Annotated in this window: 12 protein-coding genes, 2 pseudogenes and 2 riboswitches; of the genes and pseudogenes, 6 read left to right on the top strand and 8 right to left on the bottom strand. The window is 58.7% G+C overall.

Annotated elements, in window-relative coordinates; translation table 11 throughout:
- Positions 1-3 precede the first annotated feature (3 nt).
- From HNO79_RS16485 to HNO79_RS16495, 3 genes are all read right to left on the bottom strand, one after another.
- Positions 4-987 (bottom strand): Rieske 2Fe-2S domain-containing protein, encoded by a 984-nt coding sequence (locus tag HNO79_RS16485; protein ID WP_084296395.1) that lies wholly within the window; start codon positions 985-987, stop codon positions 4-6.
- A gap of 27 nt (positions 988-1014) precedes the next feature.
- Positions 1015-1743: a uroporphyrinogen decarboxylase/cobalamine-independent methonine synthase family protein gene (locus HNO79_RS16490; protein ID WP_227000954.1), complete on the bottom strand. Its 729-nt coding sequence runs from the start codon at positions 1741-1743 to the stop codon at positions 1015-1017.
- Positions 1744-2054: 311 nt separating this feature from the next.
- Positions 2055-2288, bottom strand: a riboswitch (cobalamin riboswitch).
- Positions 2289-2436: 148 nt separating this feature from the next.
- Positions 2437-4074, bottom strand: coding sequence for a carbohydrate porin (locus HNO79_RS16495; RefSeq protein WP_141301089.1), 1638 nt, complete (start codon positions 4072-4074; stop codon positions 2437-2439).
- A gap of 156 nt (positions 4075-4230) precedes the next feature.
- Positions 4231-4462: riboswitch (cobalamin riboswitch) on the bottom strand.
- A gap of 329 nt (positions 4463-4791) precedes the next feature.
- Here HNO79_RS16495 and HNO79_RS16500 point away from each other — a divergent pair.
- On the top strand, positions 4792-5004 hold the full coding sequence (locus tag HNO79_RS16500) for a CbtB domain-containing protein (protein WP_010518378.1): 213 nt from the start codon (positions 4792-4794) through the stop codon (positions 5002-5004).
- A 16-nt stretch (positions 5005-5020) separates the two neighbouring features.
- Positions 5021-5800, top strand: coding sequence for a CbtA family protein (locus HNO79_RS16505; protein ID WP_408887048.1), 780 nt, complete (start codon positions 5021-5023; stop codon positions 5798-5800).
- 508 nt (positions 5801-6308) lie between these two features.
- On the opposite strand, the gene HNO79_RS16510 is transcribed toward HNO79_RS16505, so the two are convergent.
- Complete coding sequence (locus HNO79_RS16510) at positions 6309-6983, bottom strand: DUF1826 domain-containing protein (protein ID WP_227672457.1); 675 nt, start codon at positions 6981-6983, stop codon at positions 6309-6311.
- Here HNO79_RS16510 and HNO79_RS16515 point away from each other — a divergent pair.
- Together HNO79_RS16515 and HNO79_RS16520 are read left to right on the top strand one after the other, a co-directional pair.
- Positions 6970-8202 carry a GTP-binding protein gene (locus HNO79_RS16515; protein WP_141301091.1) on the top strand — a complete coding sequence of 411 codons (1233 nt, stop codon included), beginning with the start codon at positions 6970-6972 and terminating at the stop codon, positions 8200-8202. The genes HNO79_RS16510 and HNO79_RS16515 overlap by 14 nt on opposite strands.
- On the top strand, positions 8195-8527 hold the full coding sequence (locus HNO79_RS16520) for a DUF6525 family protein (RefSeq protein ID WP_025811767.1): 333 nt from the start codon (positions 8195-8197) through the stop codon (positions 8525-8527). Before HNO79_RS16515 ends, HNO79_RS16520 begins: the two co-directional genes overlap by 8 nt.
- A gap of 114 nt (positions 8528-8641) precedes the next feature.
- Here HNO79_RS16520 and HNO79_RS16525 read toward each other — a convergent pair.
- The 4 genes and pseudogenes from HNO79_RS16525 to HNO79_RS16540 all read right to left on the bottom strand — a co-directional run.
- A pseudogene (locus tag HNO79_RS16525) lies at positions 8642-9957 on the bottom strand (helix-hairpin-helix domain-containing protein); the annotation flags it as partial.
- Positions 9958-10292: 335 nt separating this feature from the next.
- Complete coding sequence (locus tag HNO79_RS16530; RefSeq protein ID WP_141301093.1) at positions 10293-13226, bottom strand: IS110 family RNA-guided transposase; 2934 nt, start codon at positions 13224-13226, stop codon at positions 10293-10295.
- A complete protein-coding gene (locus HNO79_RS16535; protein WP_227000960.1) occupies positions 13223-14761 on the bottom strand; it encodes a Y-family DNA polymerase in 1539 nt (512 codons plus the stop codon). Before HNO79_RS16535 ends, HNO79_RS16530 begins: the two co-directional genes overlap by 4 nt.
- Complete coding sequence (locus tag HNO79_RS16540; RefSeq protein ID WP_141301095.1) at positions 14661-15437, bottom strand: ImuA family protein; 777 nt, start codon at positions 15435-15437, stop codon at positions 14661-14663. Before HNO79_RS16540 ends, HNO79_RS16535 begins: the two co-directional genes overlap by 101 nt.
- Before the next feature lie 264 nt (positions 15438-15701).
- On the opposite strand from HNO79_RS16540, the gene HNO79_RS16545 reads away from it, so the two are divergent.
- Both HNO79_RS16545 and HNO79_RS16550 read left to right on the top strand, forming a co-directional pair.
- The gene (locus HNO79_RS16545; RefSeq protein WP_141301097.1) at positions 15702-16352 is read left to right on the top strand and encodes an SOS response-associated peptidase; all 651 of its coding nucleotides are present in this window, start codon (positions 15702-15704) and stop codon (positions 16350-16352) included.
- Between the two features lie 74 nt (positions 16353-16426).
- Positions 16427-17054: pseudogene (locus tag HNO79_RS16550) on the top strand (SDR family NAD(P)-dependent oxidoreductase).
- Positions 17055-17087: the final 33 nt, after the last annotated feature.

A 17087-nucleotide genomic window follows, 5' to 3' on the forward strand; every position in this document is an offset into this window, starting at 1 on the left:
AATCTATCCTTCTTTAGCCATCCTTTGGTTATTTTTTGTTACAAGATCCTGCATAGCTTGTGCTGGCGGAAAGAAATCACTGTGCCCTACTCGACCAGACCGTTGGATGGCAGACCACTCCGCTTCCGGGAGGCTCTGCTCCTTCCACAGCAGTTTCCATAATAATTTCGCCCAAAGAGAACCCGATACGCGACCTGGCAGACGCGTATGGTCCTGCCGTATGGATATTTTACCGCACACACGTGTTCGGCCGTCACGTCCGGTCGGCATGTAACCAAGCCATATCTCCGCGCATAGTGTGGCATCGTCTTCGGAAGAAAAATAAACGTTCTGGTCAACCAGGGTCGTATCGACCGTCGCCCGCCAGGGCCGTGCCATACCAGGCAGAACCGATAATGGTGTGGAAGCCACAACACGGTAATGACTGGAAATCTGCTGTTCGGTAATGTTCTGATCAAGATAGGTTACCGATCCTGATGTCGTCCTTCTCCCAAAGCGTTGTACATGATCCATCAGAAGCGGAACTGGCGCATTGATTTCGCGTATGAATGTTTCATGACACCAGTCTTTACCATCGTGATGCGTCATGGCGGGAATCAACGCTTCGTCTGCATCGTCGGCATTACCTGAATACAGGAATATCCAGCCTTCTTTCTCCCTACATCCCCAGCCTTCCGCGCGCGGCGGCATTTCTTCCAGAACCATATCAGGAGAATAGCAACGGCCACTGCGTGCAAATTTGATCCCATGCAACGGACATCTGATAAAGGTTCCGCTGACCACGCCACGACTGAGTGGTACCTGACGATGCGTACACCGGTCATCAAGTGCGAACACCAGCCCTGCCTCTGGACGGACAATGACAACCGGTCTGCTGCCGCAATAAACCCCGATTGCTTTTTGATGTCTCAGATCTGCACTGCGCAAAGCGGGATACCATTGTGCATTGTGGTCCGGATCAAAAGGTTGCAGTAGAGTATGTGTCATGCCCATGACAATTCCTCCAAAATCTTGTTAGTGGACGAAGGTCGCCGCCACGCAAGCACGTTGAACCTTCGCCAGGTCTGAAAGTGTATTGTGAACCTCAGGCGGTAATTGCCTACCGTCCTTATTGGTGAAACGCATTGTCGTAGACGGTGTAATAATCACGCGCCTTCGTGGACATTCTGATCGGATCTTATCTATCCATCGCAGCGTGCTATAGACATCCGTTGGAATCCGATTCAGGCCGTCCACAACTCCCAGAAGAAGGTCACAGCGCGGATTAAGATTAGAGAGCACCGATGGAAGTTCTGCGCCGCCGCGCACCATATCGATATGAAGGCCATTCATCGGCAATGACATGACGTGGGGCAGGTTACGCCAGAAGCCCCCTCCTCCCCCGACGAAGACGAGGGATAGTGCATGTCCGGATGCCACCTCTGCCATGCTCCGCCATGCCAGTTCCATCGCCGTCTGGCGTTCTTTCGACATCGGACCAGCCGTTGTGACAGGTTCCGTAATCTGAACCCAGAAACAGCCTGCCGTGGCGAGTTCGTGCAGAATCTCGATGTACACCGGAAGAAGCTTCAATAACAACAGGACAGGGTCCGTGCCGTCAGTCCGGTCACATGCGGCAAGAAAGCTCACTGGCCCTAGAAGCACAGGCACAGTCGCGATCCCGCGTTGCCATGCATCAACAAATGCATCGCGGACAGGATTGCAGCATAAGTGGAAGAACGTCTGATCTGTCAGTTCGGGCATGCGCTTCCTGCCGCACTGAGGAGCCTTCCCCACACCCACCATCTGTGCTGTCTGCCACACGCGATGCCAGTCATCCGGGCAGGAATTGGACGCTACATGCGAGACGCCTGTGCGCCGCTGCAAAGCGGTCAATGCGGGGGTATCAAAACCCGAGAGACCAAGCGTCCCGGTCAGTAGCATGAGGGTTCACCGCAGGTCTGCGCATCATCATGCCAGTTTGTAATTGTGGAAGTGCCGTGTCGTTCAGCGACAGGCAAGCCTATGCAGTGCTGCAAAGCCGTGCTCCTGCCTCCGGTTCATCCCGCCCGGCGGCCGTGAGATCGACAGTGGCAGGTCTCCTGGCTCACGGATTATCGCAGATCGTGTCTACCTTCCCGTTGCTGATACAACAGTGGCCCATTCCCCTCAGAAAATGGACGACACGACCCCATACCGCTTACAGTTGCGGGAGCAGCCACCGACTGGCTTCCGGGATGGACCCTGCCGAAGCGGAACGGTGTTCCCTTTTCATCCGTTTGCACGGAACCACTGACTATATAGAAGGCGAATATGCCACCACCTTCCACTTTTCAGCAATGTTTTCCTTTCATTGCTGATCAGACGGCCAAGTACACTCTACGTCTCATCATATTCATACGTTTTATATGATTTAACAATAATATAAATTAGTACTTTCTGTTCGTGTATTTATACTTAAAAAGTAATGCTGCTGTGCAGGCCGAAAATCGCTTCGTCACCTACGCGGCGCAAACCGGTCCAATCCGGCGCGCCGCCCGAAGGGTGCCATACGTACTGGAAATCAGGCTGCATGACCATCCACGGCGTAACCTGCGCCTGATAGGTCAGTTCAAGATGGTTTTCATTGCCCTGCACAAGCGTCTGGCTGTCGCGGTCAAATTGCCGCAGGCCGGAACTGGCGCGACCAATACCCCAGCCCAGACCGATCGTGTCGTTATCGCGCCCCTTGAACGGCGCCTTAAGATTCAGGCCAGCGTCAATGGCGAAGCTGATCTGGTTACGATCACCGCCATTACCCGTGGCGCGTACGAACACGCCCACCGAGCGGGCCGATGTGAGCGACGGCCGCCAGATCATCTGGTCGATGATACCATACACCATCCAGTTACCCCGGTCCCAGCGCGGGGTCAGGTCACTTTGTGGCGTGGCTGCGGTGGCGTTGGCCACGGCAGCTCCTAACGAACCGCCATTGCGGTTGTAACGATAGTCGGCGAACTTCGCGGTATCATAGAACCCGCCCAGCTTGTACACGCCCGGCAGGCCAGGATTCTTGGTCACGTTCGACATGTCGGCCGGCTGCGGGTTAAGCGCGTATTGCAGTTCGGTCATTAGCAGGGCACCGGTGCCCATGTTGAAATTGGTGCCGTTGGCGCCATCATAGGTCTGGCTGGTGGGATCGGAATTATAGCCGCTGATGGAGCCGGTAGCCTGCTGGATGGGGGTAGAATTATAGCGGTTACCCGGCGGATTGTCGTCCGCTGCGGCAAACATGAAGGTGAACTTCTCGCTCGGCCGGTAGCGGATCCGGATGGCGGGAGACGACAGCGGCCAGGATGGCCCGCCGCCATACAGGTTGACCGAGGGCGCCATGGGCCAGCCGAAATTGGCGTTGAGGTAAAGCGAGGCGTAATCGCTGATCAGGAACTCGGTATCAAGATCCTGCTGGCCGATCTTTACGTCCAGTTTGCCGCCAAGGAAAGACTGCTGGTACCATAGTTCGAACAGGCGGGTGGAACGGTCAGCCTCAAATCCGCTGACAGGGTTGAAATTGGCCAGATGGTCCTGCGAGATCGAGCGTCCGCGTGTCTGCAGTGCGCTGACATTGAACAGCCCCCCCTTCAGCCCGAACAGTTTCTCGGTATCGACGGTCAGCGTGGGCATGGTTACACCGTCGTAGGACGGGCCGGTGCCTGATCCGCCTGCACCATCATTACCAGAAGCCGAACCGCCAGTCCCGTTGCCCCAGAGTTCATCGACTTCCTGGATGTCGAAGCTGATGCCGTGCTTGTACATCCATGACCGCGCGCCCCACATATTGCCTAGCAGGTTACCGCTGGTGTCGAGTTTATCGTCACCAGCCGCCTTCTCCGCCGCATCGGCTTGCGCGCGCTCCGAATCACGTATGGTTGCTGGGTCGATCTGCTCAACCAGCGGAGTGGAGTTGCCAAGGCGCGCCCGATCTTCCTCGATCTGGGTCTGAGGAGCCTGAGCATAAGCGGCTGAGTATGCGAAGAGACTTCCTACCAGAGTGGAATTGATAAAAAGCAAACGAGCCGAGCGTCGCGTAACGCCCGGAGAGTCAAGAAATGTCATGGAGAGAGCCTGTCGGGGAAGCGTCGGTAAAAGGAGCAACAATTCCGAATGCAGTCATTTCCCGACTGGGAAACAAACACGCATGCCATCGCGACAGAGCGTCAAAGAAGAAAATGCATCACGCCTTGATCCGCCTCCGGCTCCACCCGCCCGGCGACATATCTGAACTCGACGGTAGGTCTCCTGACTCACGGGTCACCACGTTGCATCCGCCTTCCCAACCGAAGTCAGTGGCTGCTACCCAATCTGGTAGCTGAGGACACAATGCTCGCCGTCTACAGTTGCGGGGGCAGCTGTCGACTGAACTCCCGGGGAAATTGCCCCAGCCAGAGTGATACGACATTCCCTTTTCACCCGTTCGCACGGGACCGTCGACTTGATAGACAGTATTATAAAATTCTTATCCCCAAAAAGGCAAGACAGGATAATTAGAGAAATCCCTTCCTGATGGATATTGACCGCCTGCGCTTCGGCGTTTCACCTGCAGCCGTGGTAGTTCATGTCAAATTATGTCAGGCTATGCTCTTTTAGGAGTTTTAGATTAAGGGAGAGTAGATTATACCCCTGCAGGCCATAAACGCGGAAGCCGGTGAAATCCCGGCACGGTTGCGCCACTGTAAGCAGGTGTAGAACACAATTTTCTACCCGAAAGTCAGACCCGCGCATGGCTCCGTTCCGAGCGAAACAGGACGCATTTTTCCTGAGGAGTCGTATAAAATGTCTGATACTGCAATAGGTTCCCACGCCATCCCCTCTCCCGCGCCTATTCCCGTCAGGGAGATAGCGCCGTGGTTGGTTTTCGGCTTACTGATGCTGCTGGCCCTTTATTTTGTCGGCGCAGAGGAAGGGGCGACATCAATTATTCCTGGCATGTATGTGCACGAGTGGGTGCATGACAGTCGCCATCTTCTGGGTTTCCCCTGCCACTGACATGGAAAACAGAATGATGGTCCGCACCCTACTTATTCGCGGAATGCTCGTCGGTTTTCTGGCCGGCATTCTGGTATTCAGTTTCGCAAAAGTTTTTGGAGAACCTCAGGTCGATCATGCCATTGCATTTGAATCTGCCATGGACGAGGCTAAAGCCAAGGCAGATCTGGAGCGAGGCATCCATGATGTTGAAGAGCCGGAACTTGTAAGCCGGAAACTTCAAGCCAGTTACGGATTGCTCACAGGTGTAATGGTTTACTCGACAGCGTTTGGCGGGCTTTTCGCTCTTGTATTTTCTTATGCAAATGGGCGCATGAAAAGCACAGACCCTCGTGTTGTGTCTGTTCTGCTGGCGATAACCGGGATTATTGCGGTATATGTGGTGCCAAGCATCAAGTATCCTGCCAACCCGCCATCCGTAGGAAACCCGGATACAATTGGCATGCGGACAGAATTGTATTTTATAATGATGCTGGTCTCCCTACTGGGGATGATCGCAGCCACAATGCTTCAGGGACGCTTACGTCAGCAATATAATGCATGGACATCAACTTATCTTGCAGGCGCGTGTTATATTCTGATTGTCTTTACAACAGGCGAGTTACTTCCTGCGGTTAATGAAGTCCCCTCTAATTTCCCTGCTGATTTGCTCTGGAATTTCAGGATTGATTCCTTAGGCATGCAGATCATCATGTGGACCACACTGGGTCTGGGTTTCGGTGCCTTTACTGAATATGCAAATCGAAACCGGTTTGGATATCGTAATGGCGCTAACATTCAGCTTAATGCCCATTAAAATGGCTTGAAGTTAAAAACGTGAGAACTGGCGTTGACTTGAAGTCACGCCAGATACTCAATGACAATTACGAGATTTTTCCGCGATATTTATGGGAAACTCGCCAATATCCATCACAACGTACTGTTTTCGGTTGCCGATTTCCCCATGCGCCAACAGGCATAGGAAAGGGCGAAAATTTCGCGACCAGATGGTGCCCTTCCCTTTTCTTTCCACAAGCAGTCCAAAACCCAGCATCTGCCCTGACAGAACTACAGACTAATATTAAGCCCGACAATAATATCACGCGTCGCTGTTTCGTGCCCCAGTGTCATGGACACTATGCCCGCCACCGTCATGTCGGCGCTACGCCACAGTTCATCGTTCCAAACAAAGGAGCGATCGGCCCATGCTGATACGATTCAACCATGACTCGGGTTGTCCATCACACCGACAGTTCGCCCCGCTGTCGGGCAAGAGCGTTGGCGATCCTAGCCGAAAGCAGCTTGAATGCTACGGCATTAAGGCGTCATCGCCGTCCCATGCCACATGCGTCCGGATGGTCAAGGGTCAGAAGCAGGCGCGTAACAGGAACCGGGAGATCCGAGATGGGCGGCGAACGGTGCAGTACTGCCCCTTTTGTCGACCAACCGGGATATAACCGCCCTTTCAGAAGGGTGATCCAGCACGCTGGCGTATCATGGATGATCTCGCTGTCAGCATGTTTCCATTGAACCCCAGGGCCAGTGTAGGTGCACAGGAGACGTAACGGAACATGGTCAACATGAAAGCGGCGGCAACTGTCGTGTCTGACTTTTTCCAGCCGGAAGCGGATTTCGGCCAGACCTGACAGGCGCTGATAGCGACGGGCTAGGCACAGGGCATCTTCAGCAAGCGCCTGCGCGCCTGCTGGTAAAAGAGTCCGCAACTCGGTTTCAAGAATTCCAGTAGTGCCCCGACGCAGGAACAGGTCCGGGCCGTGCGCATTCCACAAGGCCGCAGCCTGCATGATATCCTGCCCGAGGTGACGTTCCTGCTGAACGATGAAACAGTCTTGCCTGTCAATGTTCTGGAACGGCATCGGGATGGCAGAAAGCGGACGGGTCGGACAGGACTGTCGCATGTCAGGGCCTTTAGGGATTGTTATATTATAACGTAACATATAAGTTCGGCGGATCGCAACCCAATGAATGGTGTCCGTCATGCGCGAAAGACTTCCGGTAACGGTTCTTTCCGGCTTTCTGGGAGCTGGAAAGACGACGCTTCTCAACCACGTGCTCAATAACCGCGAGGGCCGGAAAGTCGCGGTCATCGTCAATGACATGAGCGACGTGAATATTGACGCCGATCTGGTGCGCGACGGCAGTGACCTGTCCCGAACAAATGAAACGCTGGTCGAGATGAGCAATGGCTGCATCTGCTGCACGTTACGCGATGACCTGCTGCACGAAGTCCGGCGACTGGCGGAAGAAGGCCGCTTCGATTACCTCCTGATTGAATCAACAGGGATTGCGGAGCCGCTTCCGGTTGCAGCGACATTCGAGTTTCGTGACGAGGCGGGCGAGAGCCTGTCCGACATTGCACGGCTCGATACGATGGTCACGGTGGTGGATGCCGTCAACCTGCTGAAGGATTACGCCTCGACGGACTTCCTGCGCGACCGGGGCGAGACAGCGGGCGATGAGGATGACAGGGCGCTGGTTGACCTGCTGGTCGAGCAGATCGAGTTTGCCGATGTGGTGGTGCTGAACAAGGTCTCGAGCGCTACGCCAGCGCAGCGCGAAGCCGCGCGGCAGGTCATTCAGGCCCTTAACGCCGATGCGGATATTATCGAAACGGATCAGGGCATCGTACCCTGCGCGCGCATTCTCGATACACACCGCTTCGATTACGACCGGGCGCACAAACATCCACTCTGGTACAAGGAACTGTTCGAATTCCACAACCATGTTCCCGAAACCGAGGAATATGGCATCCATACCTTTGTCTGGCGCGCCCGCCGCCCGCTTGTGCCCGAGCGCTTCAAGGCCTTTATCGACTCTTCCTGGCCGGGCGTGATCCGGGCGAAGGGTCATTTCTGGCTGGCGACCCGTCCGCACTGGGTGGGCGAACTGGGGCAGGCCGGAGCCTTGATCCGCACGCAGGCCATGGGGCGGTGGTGGGTAACGATACCCAAAAACCAGTGGCCGGACAGTGATGAATGGCGCGACCTGATCCTGTCGAAATGGGATCCGGTTTATGGGGACCGCCGGCAGGAGATCGTATTTATCGGCACGGCAGAAATGGATGATGCCGCCATTGCCGCGGTGCTGGATGCCTGCCTTGTGCCCGACTTTGATGTGCAGCAGTTCGATCCGTTGCTGTTTGCCCATCTGCCTGACCCATTCCCCGCCTGGGGGCAGGGAGAAATGGCGGATGCGTAAGGTGACGGCAGATAACGAACGGACATTACGCCACGAGATGTGGCGGCGGTATGCAGGCAATGACTGGGCCGCCTTTGACGCGCTGCCCCCAGCAATCCGCCAGCGGGTAACAGCGCATGCCTATGATGCCTGGTCGGTCAATGTGATGATGCTGTGGCAACATTACAAACGGCTTTATGGACGCACGATGCGCGCCGAGCGCGCGCTGATCCGGTATCTTGATTATTGCGAACGGCTGGAGCGCGAAGCTTTCGCGTCACGCTACAGCGCAGCCTACGGCATGGTCCTGCCGCATGACGCCGCCTGCGTGTCAGTGCTGAGGTAAAATCAGTATTTTACTGTCATGGCACTCGTATTTTCAGAGAGCATCCTCATTGGGATCGCCAGCCTGAAAAATAATCCGATGCTGCCCGTTGGGACGATTATGCCTGTAGAGCGTTCAATGGAAATTTCGTGCCTTAACCACGATATTTTCTCGCAAGCGACCCTGGTCATGGTCGGGGAAGACCTGTAGCGACCGGTTCCCCACATCGGCTAGCAAGTGGGAAAGATCCACAATCTCACGTGTCACGAGATGCACCACCTCCCCTTCCTTCTGCAGTCGCCCGACAACCCCAAGCATCTGGCCTGAGAGGACCACACGACGAAAGCGCTCGAACATATCGGGCCAGATAATCACGTTGATCGCCGCCGTTTCATCCTCCAGCGTCATGAACACCACGCCCTCGGCTGAACCGGGTCGCTGGCGGACCAGCACCAACCCAGCCACCGACAGGCTGCTCCTGTCCCTTGCCTCAAAGGCCTGCCGGCACGTCACCATTCCGCGCTCGATAAGATCGGCACGCAGGAACGCCACGGGATGATCCCGCAGGGTCAGGCCGGTGCGGTTGTAATCCCGTGCGACCTCGGCCCCGTCCCGCATGGGCTGGAGCAGCACGTCGGGTTCTTCCGCTTCACGCATGACGGCGGCTGCGGCAAACAGCTGCAGGGGTTCGTCACGTAATGCCTTGATGGCCCACAGCGCCTCGCGCCGGGCCAGACCCAGCCCCGGCCGGAAGGCGTCCGCCTCGGCCAGATGGGTCAGGGCCGTTCCCTTCACCCCTGCCCTGCGCCACAGATCGTCGACCGAGGCAAAGGGACGGTCGCCCCGCGCCGCCACGATGCGGGCGGCCTCCTCATTGGCCAGCCCTTTCACCAGGTTCATGCCCAGGCGGACGGCAAACAGCCCGTCATCCCGCTCCGGGCCTTCCAGCGTGCTGTCCCAGCGCGAGGCGTTGATGCAGATCGGCCGGATCTCGACCCCGTGTTCGCGCGCATCACGCACAAGCTGCGCCGGGGCATAGAATCCCATGGGCTGGCTGTTCAGGAGTGCTGCCAGAAATACATCCGGATGGGCACATTTCATCCAGGATGACGAATAGGCAAGGATGGCAAATGAGGCGGCATGGCTTTCGGGAAAGCCGTAACTGCCAAACCCCTCCAGTTGCTGGAAGATGCGCTCGGCAAAGGTCTCGGGATAACCGCGCGCCGTCATCCCCTCGATCAGGCGCGTGCGGAAGCGTGAGACCGTGCCGGTATTCTTGAACGTCGCCATGGCCCGGCGCAGACCATGGCCACCTGCATCACCTGTTCCTGGAACAGCGGAATGCCCAGCGTCTTCCTGAGCACCTTTTCGAGTTCCGGCGTCGGGTAGATCTCCTTTTCCTGCCCGGCCCGCCGGCGCAGATAGGGATGCACCATGTCGCCCTTATGTGGACGGCCTTTACGATGCAAGAGGTCACATTGATTGCATTGTCGTATCTTTCTTCTGCGTATTTTCGCTCCAGCGAAATGCACTGATACTGTCATGATGTGGAGATCCGGTCAGATGCGCCCTTATGTCCGGCCTGTTTATGCGAAATCCTTCGCTGGCCATCATGGGTGTTCGCTTGCGTGTCAGGCACCAATCTGGATCTCGTGCTCAATGGCACATGGGGACATTCGGTATTGCCTGAACTGCTTCTGATTACAGTCTTTCCCATCACGCGGTCAGTGCATACTGCCGGATCTACCGGGGCTTATTCCGGTATCCATCATCCTGGTGGTACATGTCAGACTATAGCGACACTGCGACCGGCCGGACGATAGATCTCTTTGCGCGACAACAAAACCCAGATGATCCGGGCCAGCTTGTTGGCTAACGCCACGGTTGCCAGACGGCCCGGGCGACGTTCCAGAAGCTTGCAAAGCCATACTCCCGCAGCGCTATCCCATTTCTGTGCGCGGTAAAGCATGGATGTTGCGCTCAGAACGAGCATCTTTCTTATTTCCCGGTTGCCCGTTTTGGTAATTCTGCCCAATCGGGTTTTTCCGCCCGATGAATGCTGGCGCGGTACGAGACCAAGCCAGGCTGCGAAGTGCCGGGCCGTATCGAAGGCCCCAATATCGGTAACAGACGCGACAATCAGGGAGGCGGTTACCGGACCAATGCCCGGGATGGTCAAAAGACGGCGAGCATCTTCATCCTGTTTGGCATGTGTCCGGATACCTCCTTCCAGGTTTTCTATGCTTTCGTTCAGTCGACCATACTGTTCAAAGAGCAGCATGGTTGTCTGTTTCAGGGCATCAGGCAAATTGGATGAGGTTTCGATTTTCGCCAGAAGTTCGGGCAGACGGGCATTTCCAAGGGGAACAATCAAACCGAATTCCGCTGCAAGTGCACGCAACGCATTCACCAGCATCGTTTGCTGTTTGACCAGAAGGGTACGAGTTGAGTGCAGCGATAACAGGCTTTGCTGCTCCCGATTTTTAATCGGGACGAAGCGCGTGTCGGGATGGATCGCGGCAAGACAAATCGCGGCGGCATCAACAGCATCGTTTTTCTTGCCACGTTTGACAAATGGTTTGACCATTTCAGGGGGAATGAGTTTTACCTCATGACCGGTGTCACGGATGACACGAGCCCAGTGATGCGACGTGCTACAGGCTTCGAGTACGACCAGGCAGCGCTCCAGCCTTTCAAAGAATGAGATAACTTCACTCCGCCCGAGTTTCTTCTTGAGCAGACATTTTCCGCTTGCGTCCGTGCCATGCACTTGAAAAACAGACTTGGCGATATCCAGGCCGATTATGGTAACTTTCATCCGGGCGGTCTCCTCTGAATGGTCTTCCGACCTCATCATGGCACATTGATGTCGCATGGAGGCCGTCCACCCCATCTGGATAGGACCGGGCCGGACAATGGCCACCTCGATCACCAGATCATAGAACACCCGGGGCCTGAGACGTGGCAGCATGGACATCTGGGCGCGGGATTCGATCTGGAACACCCCGATCGTGTCCGCCTTCCGGATCATGGCGTAGGTCCGCGGATCCTCGGCCGGAATGGTCTGCAGCGTGTAATGCTGCCCCTTGTGTTCGGCCAGAAGGTCCAGCCCTTTCTTCATGCAGGTCAGCATGCCCAGCGCCAGCACATCGACCTTCATGAATTTCAGGACGTCGATATCGTCCTTGTCCCATTCGATGATCTGGCGAGCGTCCATGGCCGCCGGTTCGATCGGTACCAGTTCATCCAGCCGGTCATGGGTCAGGACAAACCCGCCGGGATGCTGCGACAGGTGGCGCGGCACGCCGATCAGGCAGCGCGCCAGATCCAGCGTCAGCCGGATGCGCCGGTCGGACAGGTCGATCCCTGTCTCATTCAGCGCGTCCTCATCCAGCTTCCGCCCCCAGCCCCAGATCTGGCCGGACAGGGTGCGAATCAGGTCTTCGGGCAGACCCATGACCTTGCCGACATCGCGCAGCGCCCCCTTCGCACGATAACGCGTGACCACCGCCGTAAGGGCAGCGTGGTTACGACCATAATGGCCGTAAATCCACTGGATCACCTGCTCCCGGCGCGCATGCTCAAAATCCACGTCGATATCGGGCGGCTCGCGGCGCTCTTCGGAGACGAAGCGTTCGAAGATCAGCGACGTCCGTGCCGGATCGATGGCGGTAATGCCCAGCACGTAGCAGACAGCGGAATTGGCTGCCGATCCCCGCCCCTGGCACAGGATGCCCTGCGATCGGGCGTAACGGACGATACTGTGGACGGTCAGGAAATACGGCGCATAATCCATGCGCCCGATCAGGGCGAGTTCATGGCTGAGGGTTTTCCTGACCTCGGGCCGAATCCCTTCGGGATAGGCCGCTGCCGCCCCTTCCCAGGTCAGGGCTTCGAGCGCCTGCTGCGGCGTCTGGCCGGGGACGGAGACCTCGTCTGGATACTGGTAGGCCAGGTCATCAAGACTGAAGCGACAATGGGCCACGATCTCACGGGTCCGGTCGATCGCCTCGGGATACCGGCTGAACAGCCGGGCCATTTCCGCGGGCGGCTTGAGGTAGCGGTCTGCATGGCGCTCCCGCGCGAACCCGGCTTCATCGATGGTGGTGTGGTTGCGGATGCAGGTCACCACATCCTGCAGGATGCGCCGGTCATGGGTGTGGAACAGCACGTCATTGGTCACGACCATTGGCACCCGCGCCTGATGGACGAGGTTCGCCAGTTCATACAGCCGCATCTGGTCATTGGGCCGGCGCCGTAGGGTCAGCGCCATGGAGGCCCGGTCGGCAAAGGCGTCCTTCAGCTTGCGCAGATGCAGGGCGCAGGCATCATCCGCCGTATCCGGGAGCAGGATCACAAGGAGGCCCTCGCCCCATGCCACCAGATCCTCCCAGAGCAGATGGCATTTCCCCTTCCCGGCCCGGGCCTTGCCAAGGCTCAGCAGTCGGCACAGGCGACCATAGGCGGCCCGGTCCGTCGAGTAGACCAGCACGGGCGCGAAATCGGCGAGGTCGAGACGGCAGCCCACGACCAGGCGGATGCCGGTCTCTTTGGCCGCGACATGGGCCTGCACCATGCCTGCCAGGGAATTGCGGTCGCAGATCCCCAGCGCTTCAATGCCAAGGGCCTTTGCCTGCTCGAACAGTTCAATTGGTGAGGACGCGCCGCGCAGGAACGAGAAATACGTCGTCACCTGCAGTTCGGCGTACTGCACACTCATTCAAAGAGACCGTGCAGGAACCAGCCCTGCGAACCCGTTTCACCATGTTCGCCATCCCCGGTCCGGTAAACCCAGAATGTCTCTCCGCTGGTGTCTTCCACCCGAAAATAGTCCCGCACGGTGGTCAGTTCGGCATCGCCCTTCCACCATTCGCCAAACACCCGCTCGGGGCCATCAGCGCATCTGATCCGGCGGCGGATGCCACGCCAGATGAAGAAGACCGGCGGATGGTCGGGCAGTACCGCCATGGTCTGGATCGGCTCGGGACGGGGCAGCAGGCGCGTGGGGCGCGGCCAGTGATCAGGCCAGTCCCTTGCGTCCTCGGATGCGAGGGCAGGCACGCGGCAGACGGCCCGTTCCGGCACGTCGCTTTCCACCGGGGCGAAGCGATACAGGGCCTGCGTGCCGACACGGTTGGCAAGGGTGTCGATCAGGTCGGAGACGTCGGCCTCTTCCTCCTCGATCAGGGCGGATACACCCTGGCGGTGCAGGATCGGCTCGGCCAGTGACGCCGTCAGCACCATGCGCTCGATCCCGAAGCCCGGATCGATGGTCTCGATCCTGTCACAGAGCAGACGGGTCAGGCGTCTGACGTCCCGCACCGGCATGGCCGTGGCCACGCGGACGGCCTCGGTGCGGCTGTCCACCCGGTGCAGCAGCAGGTCGAGGCGACGCACGCCCTGCTCGCGTTCCTCCAGCCCGGCGCACAGGGGCGGGACGAGTTTGGTGATGTAGCGGGCTATGGTCTCGGCTGCGCTGATCGGTTCGGCAAAGTTCCGGCTGACCTGCACCGGCGTCTGCAGCCGGACCGGGACAATGGCTTCCGCCTGCCGTCCGAAAGCCTGGTCCAGCCTGCGGGCGACATCCGGACCGAAGCGCAGGGCCAGCGGCGCACGCGGCATGCCGGCCAGCGGGCCGATGCGTGATACGCCCAGCCCATGGAGGCCATCGATGATATCCACCGGCAGGCGCAGGGCTTCAATGGGCAGGTCGGCAATCGCTGCCGCAGTCTCACCAGGCGGCACGAGGGTGATGCGTTCCCGGCCATAGCGCGCCAGCGCATGGGCCGCACCCCATGTATCGGCAATCGCGGCCCGGGCCGTGATCCCGGACTCCTTCAGGCGGGTAACCATGTTCTCCAGCATGACGGCCTCGCCCCCATGCAGGTGATCGGCACCGGTCGTATCCAGCACGATGCCGTCTGGCGGATCGGGGGCCACGATGGGGGCGATGCGGTGCTGGAACCACAGGGCCAGCCGCTCCAGCCCTGCCCGGTCACCGTCCGGGTCGGCATCCATGATGAGCAGATCGGGATGGAGCGCCTGCGCTTTCGCGACAGGCGTGCCGGGACGCAGGCCCAGCCTGCGGGCGGCGAGGTCGACCGACAGCACGACCCGTCGCCGCCCTTCCCGCCCGGCCAGCACCAATGGGCAGTCAGGCGCGGGCGCGTCGGTGCCCAGCCGCTTCCTGAGCCGGTCTGTCGGCCAGAGCGGCAGGTAGAGTGAGACGACACGGTGCCAGTCTCCCTTTGGCATCACAGGCCTCCACTTCGAAATCGGCGCATTCGCCCGCACGGGCACGGATCAGTTCCAGCAGCCAGCGGGACCGGCCGACGCCGGGGACCGGCAGCGGCACGGATGGCAGGACCGAGACCCGCCACCGGGTGACCGACGCGGTAGGCTGGCCGAAATCGGCCGCATCCGTCTGTCGCCGCCAGCGTCGTATGGCGATGCCCAGCGCGCCGGATGTCTCGGCCGCCAGCTGCAGGCGGCGTGAGGCGGTCATGGACAGGCGGGCGACCTCGGCCACGACCGCCCCCAGTCCCTGATGGCGCAATGCCTCCTCGAAACAGGCCAGGACATCGACGTCCGAACTGGCCGCGACATAAATGGTCCGTCGTGCCGACAGGCCGACCTGCTGCAGTGCCGGGGCATACAGGTCCTGACGGGTGGCGATCCACAGCACCTTGCCCCGTGTCCGCGCTGCGATTCCGGCAGAAAACAGCCCGGATGCCGCCGCATTGAGGGCATCATGACCGCCGCCTGCCACCTCATGCAGCGCGCCCAGCGCCAGGCCACCATCCGGCAGACGACCGTCAATCTCAGGCATGCCGAAGGGCAGCACGCCCCGCCTGCGTCGGCCCTGGCCTTCGAGGCGGCTGACCTGTGCTCTCAGCGCCTCCAGCGCGGGACGGGGTTCGGGTGCGGGCATGGGGTCGGACAGTCCATTCGGGTGTTTCTGGCACGGAATCAGTGACCGTGTTCGTTATTTGTTCTGGTACGGTGACGAATGTCAACCCATCCTGGAAAAGCGGCTGTGATCCGGACGCGGGTAAAGGCGTGTCGGTCAATCCAGGCTTGATGAAAACTGTCTAGATTGCAGGAGTTTATCAGGAACAGTCCAGCCGTCCCCGTCCTGCAGGGTGGATACCGTCCGGCAGGGCACCCATATTCGGACTCGCGAAAGGACGGCGTGATGTGCAACCTCTATGCGATGACCAGCAACCAGCAGGCGATCCGGGAGGCAGCCAGGGTCATGACCGACCGCACCGGCAATCTCTGCCCCCTGCCCGAGATCTGGCCCAACACCATGGCGCCCATCGTGCGGAACACGCCGGATGGTCGCGAACTGGTCATGGCGCGCTGGGGCATGCCCACGCCGCCGGGCTACCTGAAAGGCCACAGGGTCGATCGGGGTGTGACCAATATCCGCAATCCGACCTCGACCTGGTGGAAGCGCTGGGAAGGTGTCGCGCATCGCTGCCTGGTGCCGCTCACGGCCTTTTCCGAACCGGAACGCCTGCCGGATGGGACCAGCAGGCCCGTCTGGTTTGCCCGTAGCGATGGGGAGCCTCTGGCTTTCTTTGCAGGGATCTGGTGCCAGTGGACGTCAGTGCGGAAACTGGCGGATGGCGAGACGACGGATGACCTGTTCGGCTTCCTGACCACCACGGCCAATCGGGAGGTCGGCGCCATTCACCCGAAAGCCATGCCGGTCATCCTGACCCGGCCGGAAGAACTGGATCTGTGGATAAAGGCGCCCTTGGACGATGCGCTACAACTGCAGCGCCCCTTGGTGGATAACGCCCTAACGGTGGTAAATGCTCCTGCGGGAAATAAATATTAAATGTCGCTCTTAGCGGAGAAGCTGTCTGGCCGGACGTGCCGGGTGGAACGGTGCAGTAGTCGGGTGCAGAGCCTTTGCTCCAACGCGTTTATCGCAGCAGAGCCCGAGCGGTGGCCCTGCAACTCGACACCGGCGATACGTACGCCTTTCCTGCCTTCGCCGATGGAATCCGACGCGTGCTGCGCGAATGGGGGGCAGAGCGTTTCAATTATCTGATCAACATGGCCGGTACGTCCCGTAGCGGGTTGTTTTGCGAAGTGACCGAAGAAGATTTTGATGCCGCCTATCGCGTGCATGCCAAAGGGCCATTTTTCCTGACGCAGACGTTGCTGCCATTGATCGCGGAAGATGGCCGGATCGCGAACATCTCATTCGGTCTGATGCGCTTTGCTTATCCCGGCCGGATTGCCTACGCTGCCATGAAAGGGGCGGTGGAAGTGATGACGTATCTACATGGTCAAGGGACTTGGATCCTGTCGTATTGCCGCCAACACCGTCGCGCCGGGCGCGATCCAGACGGATTTCTGAGGGGGCATGGTCAGGGATAATCCGGACATCGCCCGTCACATCGCGGAGATCACCGCACTTGGCCGTCCTGACTACCCAGATGACATTGGCCCGATGATCGCCTCACTCCTGTCCGAGGACAATTGTTGGGTCAACGCGCAGCAGATCAAAGTCTCCGGTGGTCAGGCCATCTGAAGGCTGGCCGTTCCACAAATGGAACGCCATAGT

The sequence above is a fragment of the Komagataeibacter oboediens genome (assembly GCF_018491655.1).
GTDB lineage: Bacteria > Pseudomonadota > Alphaproteobacteria > Acetobacterales > Acetobacteraceae > Komagataeibacter > Komagataeibacter oboediens.

Excerpts from the sequence above, each read along its gene's own strand:
- HNO79_RS16485 (WP_084296395.1), bottom strand. The coding sequence starts at position 987 with ATGACACATACTCTACTGCAACCTTTTGATCCGGACCACAATGCACAA.
- HNO79_RS16490 (WP_227000954.1), bottom strand. The coding sequence starts at position 1,743 with ATGCCCGAACTGACAGATCAGACGTTCTTCCACTTATGCTGCAATCCT.
- HNO79_RS16495 (WP_141301089.1), bottom strand. The coding sequence starts at position 4,074 with ATGACATTTCTTGACTCTCCGGGCGTTACGCGACGCTCGGCTCGTTTG.
- HNO79_RS16500 (WP_010518378.1), top strand. The coding sequence starts at position 4,792 with ATGTCTGATACTGCAATAGGTTCCCACGCCATCCCCTCTCCCGCGCCT.
- HNO79_RS16505 (WP_408887048.1), top strand. The coding sequence starts at position 5,021 with ATGGTCCGCACCCTACTTATTCGCGGAATGCTCGTCGGTTTTCTGGCC.
- HNO79_RS16515 (WP_141301091.1), top strand. The coding sequence starts at position 6,970 with ATGGTGTCCGTCATGCGCGAAAGACTTCCGGTAACGGTTCTTTCCGGC.
- HNO79_RS16510 (WP_227672457.1), bottom strand. The coding sequence starts at position 6,983 with ATGACGGACACCATTCATTGGGTTGCGATCCGCCGAACTTATATGTTA.
- HNO79_RS16520 (WP_025811767.1), top strand. The coding sequence starts at position 8,195 with ATGCGTAAGGTGACGGCAGATAACGAACGGACATTACGCCACGAGATG.
- HNO79_RS16530 (WP_141301093.1), bottom strand. The coding sequence starts at position 13,226 with ATGAGTGTGCAGTACGCCGAACTGCAGGTGACGACGTATTTCTCGTTC.
- HNO79_RS16535 (WP_227000960.1), bottom strand. The coding sequence starts at position 14,761 with ATGCCAAAGGGAGACTGGCACCGTGTCGTCTCACTCTACCTGCCGCTC.
- HNO79_RS16540 (WP_141301095.1), bottom strand. The coding sequence starts at position 15,437 with ATGCCCGCACCCGAACCCCGTCCCGCGCTGGAGGCGCTGAGAGCACAG.
- HNO79_RS16545 (WP_141301097.1), top strand. The coding sequence starts at position 15,702 with ATGTGCAACCTCTATGCGATGACCAGCAACCAGCAGGCGATCCGGGAG.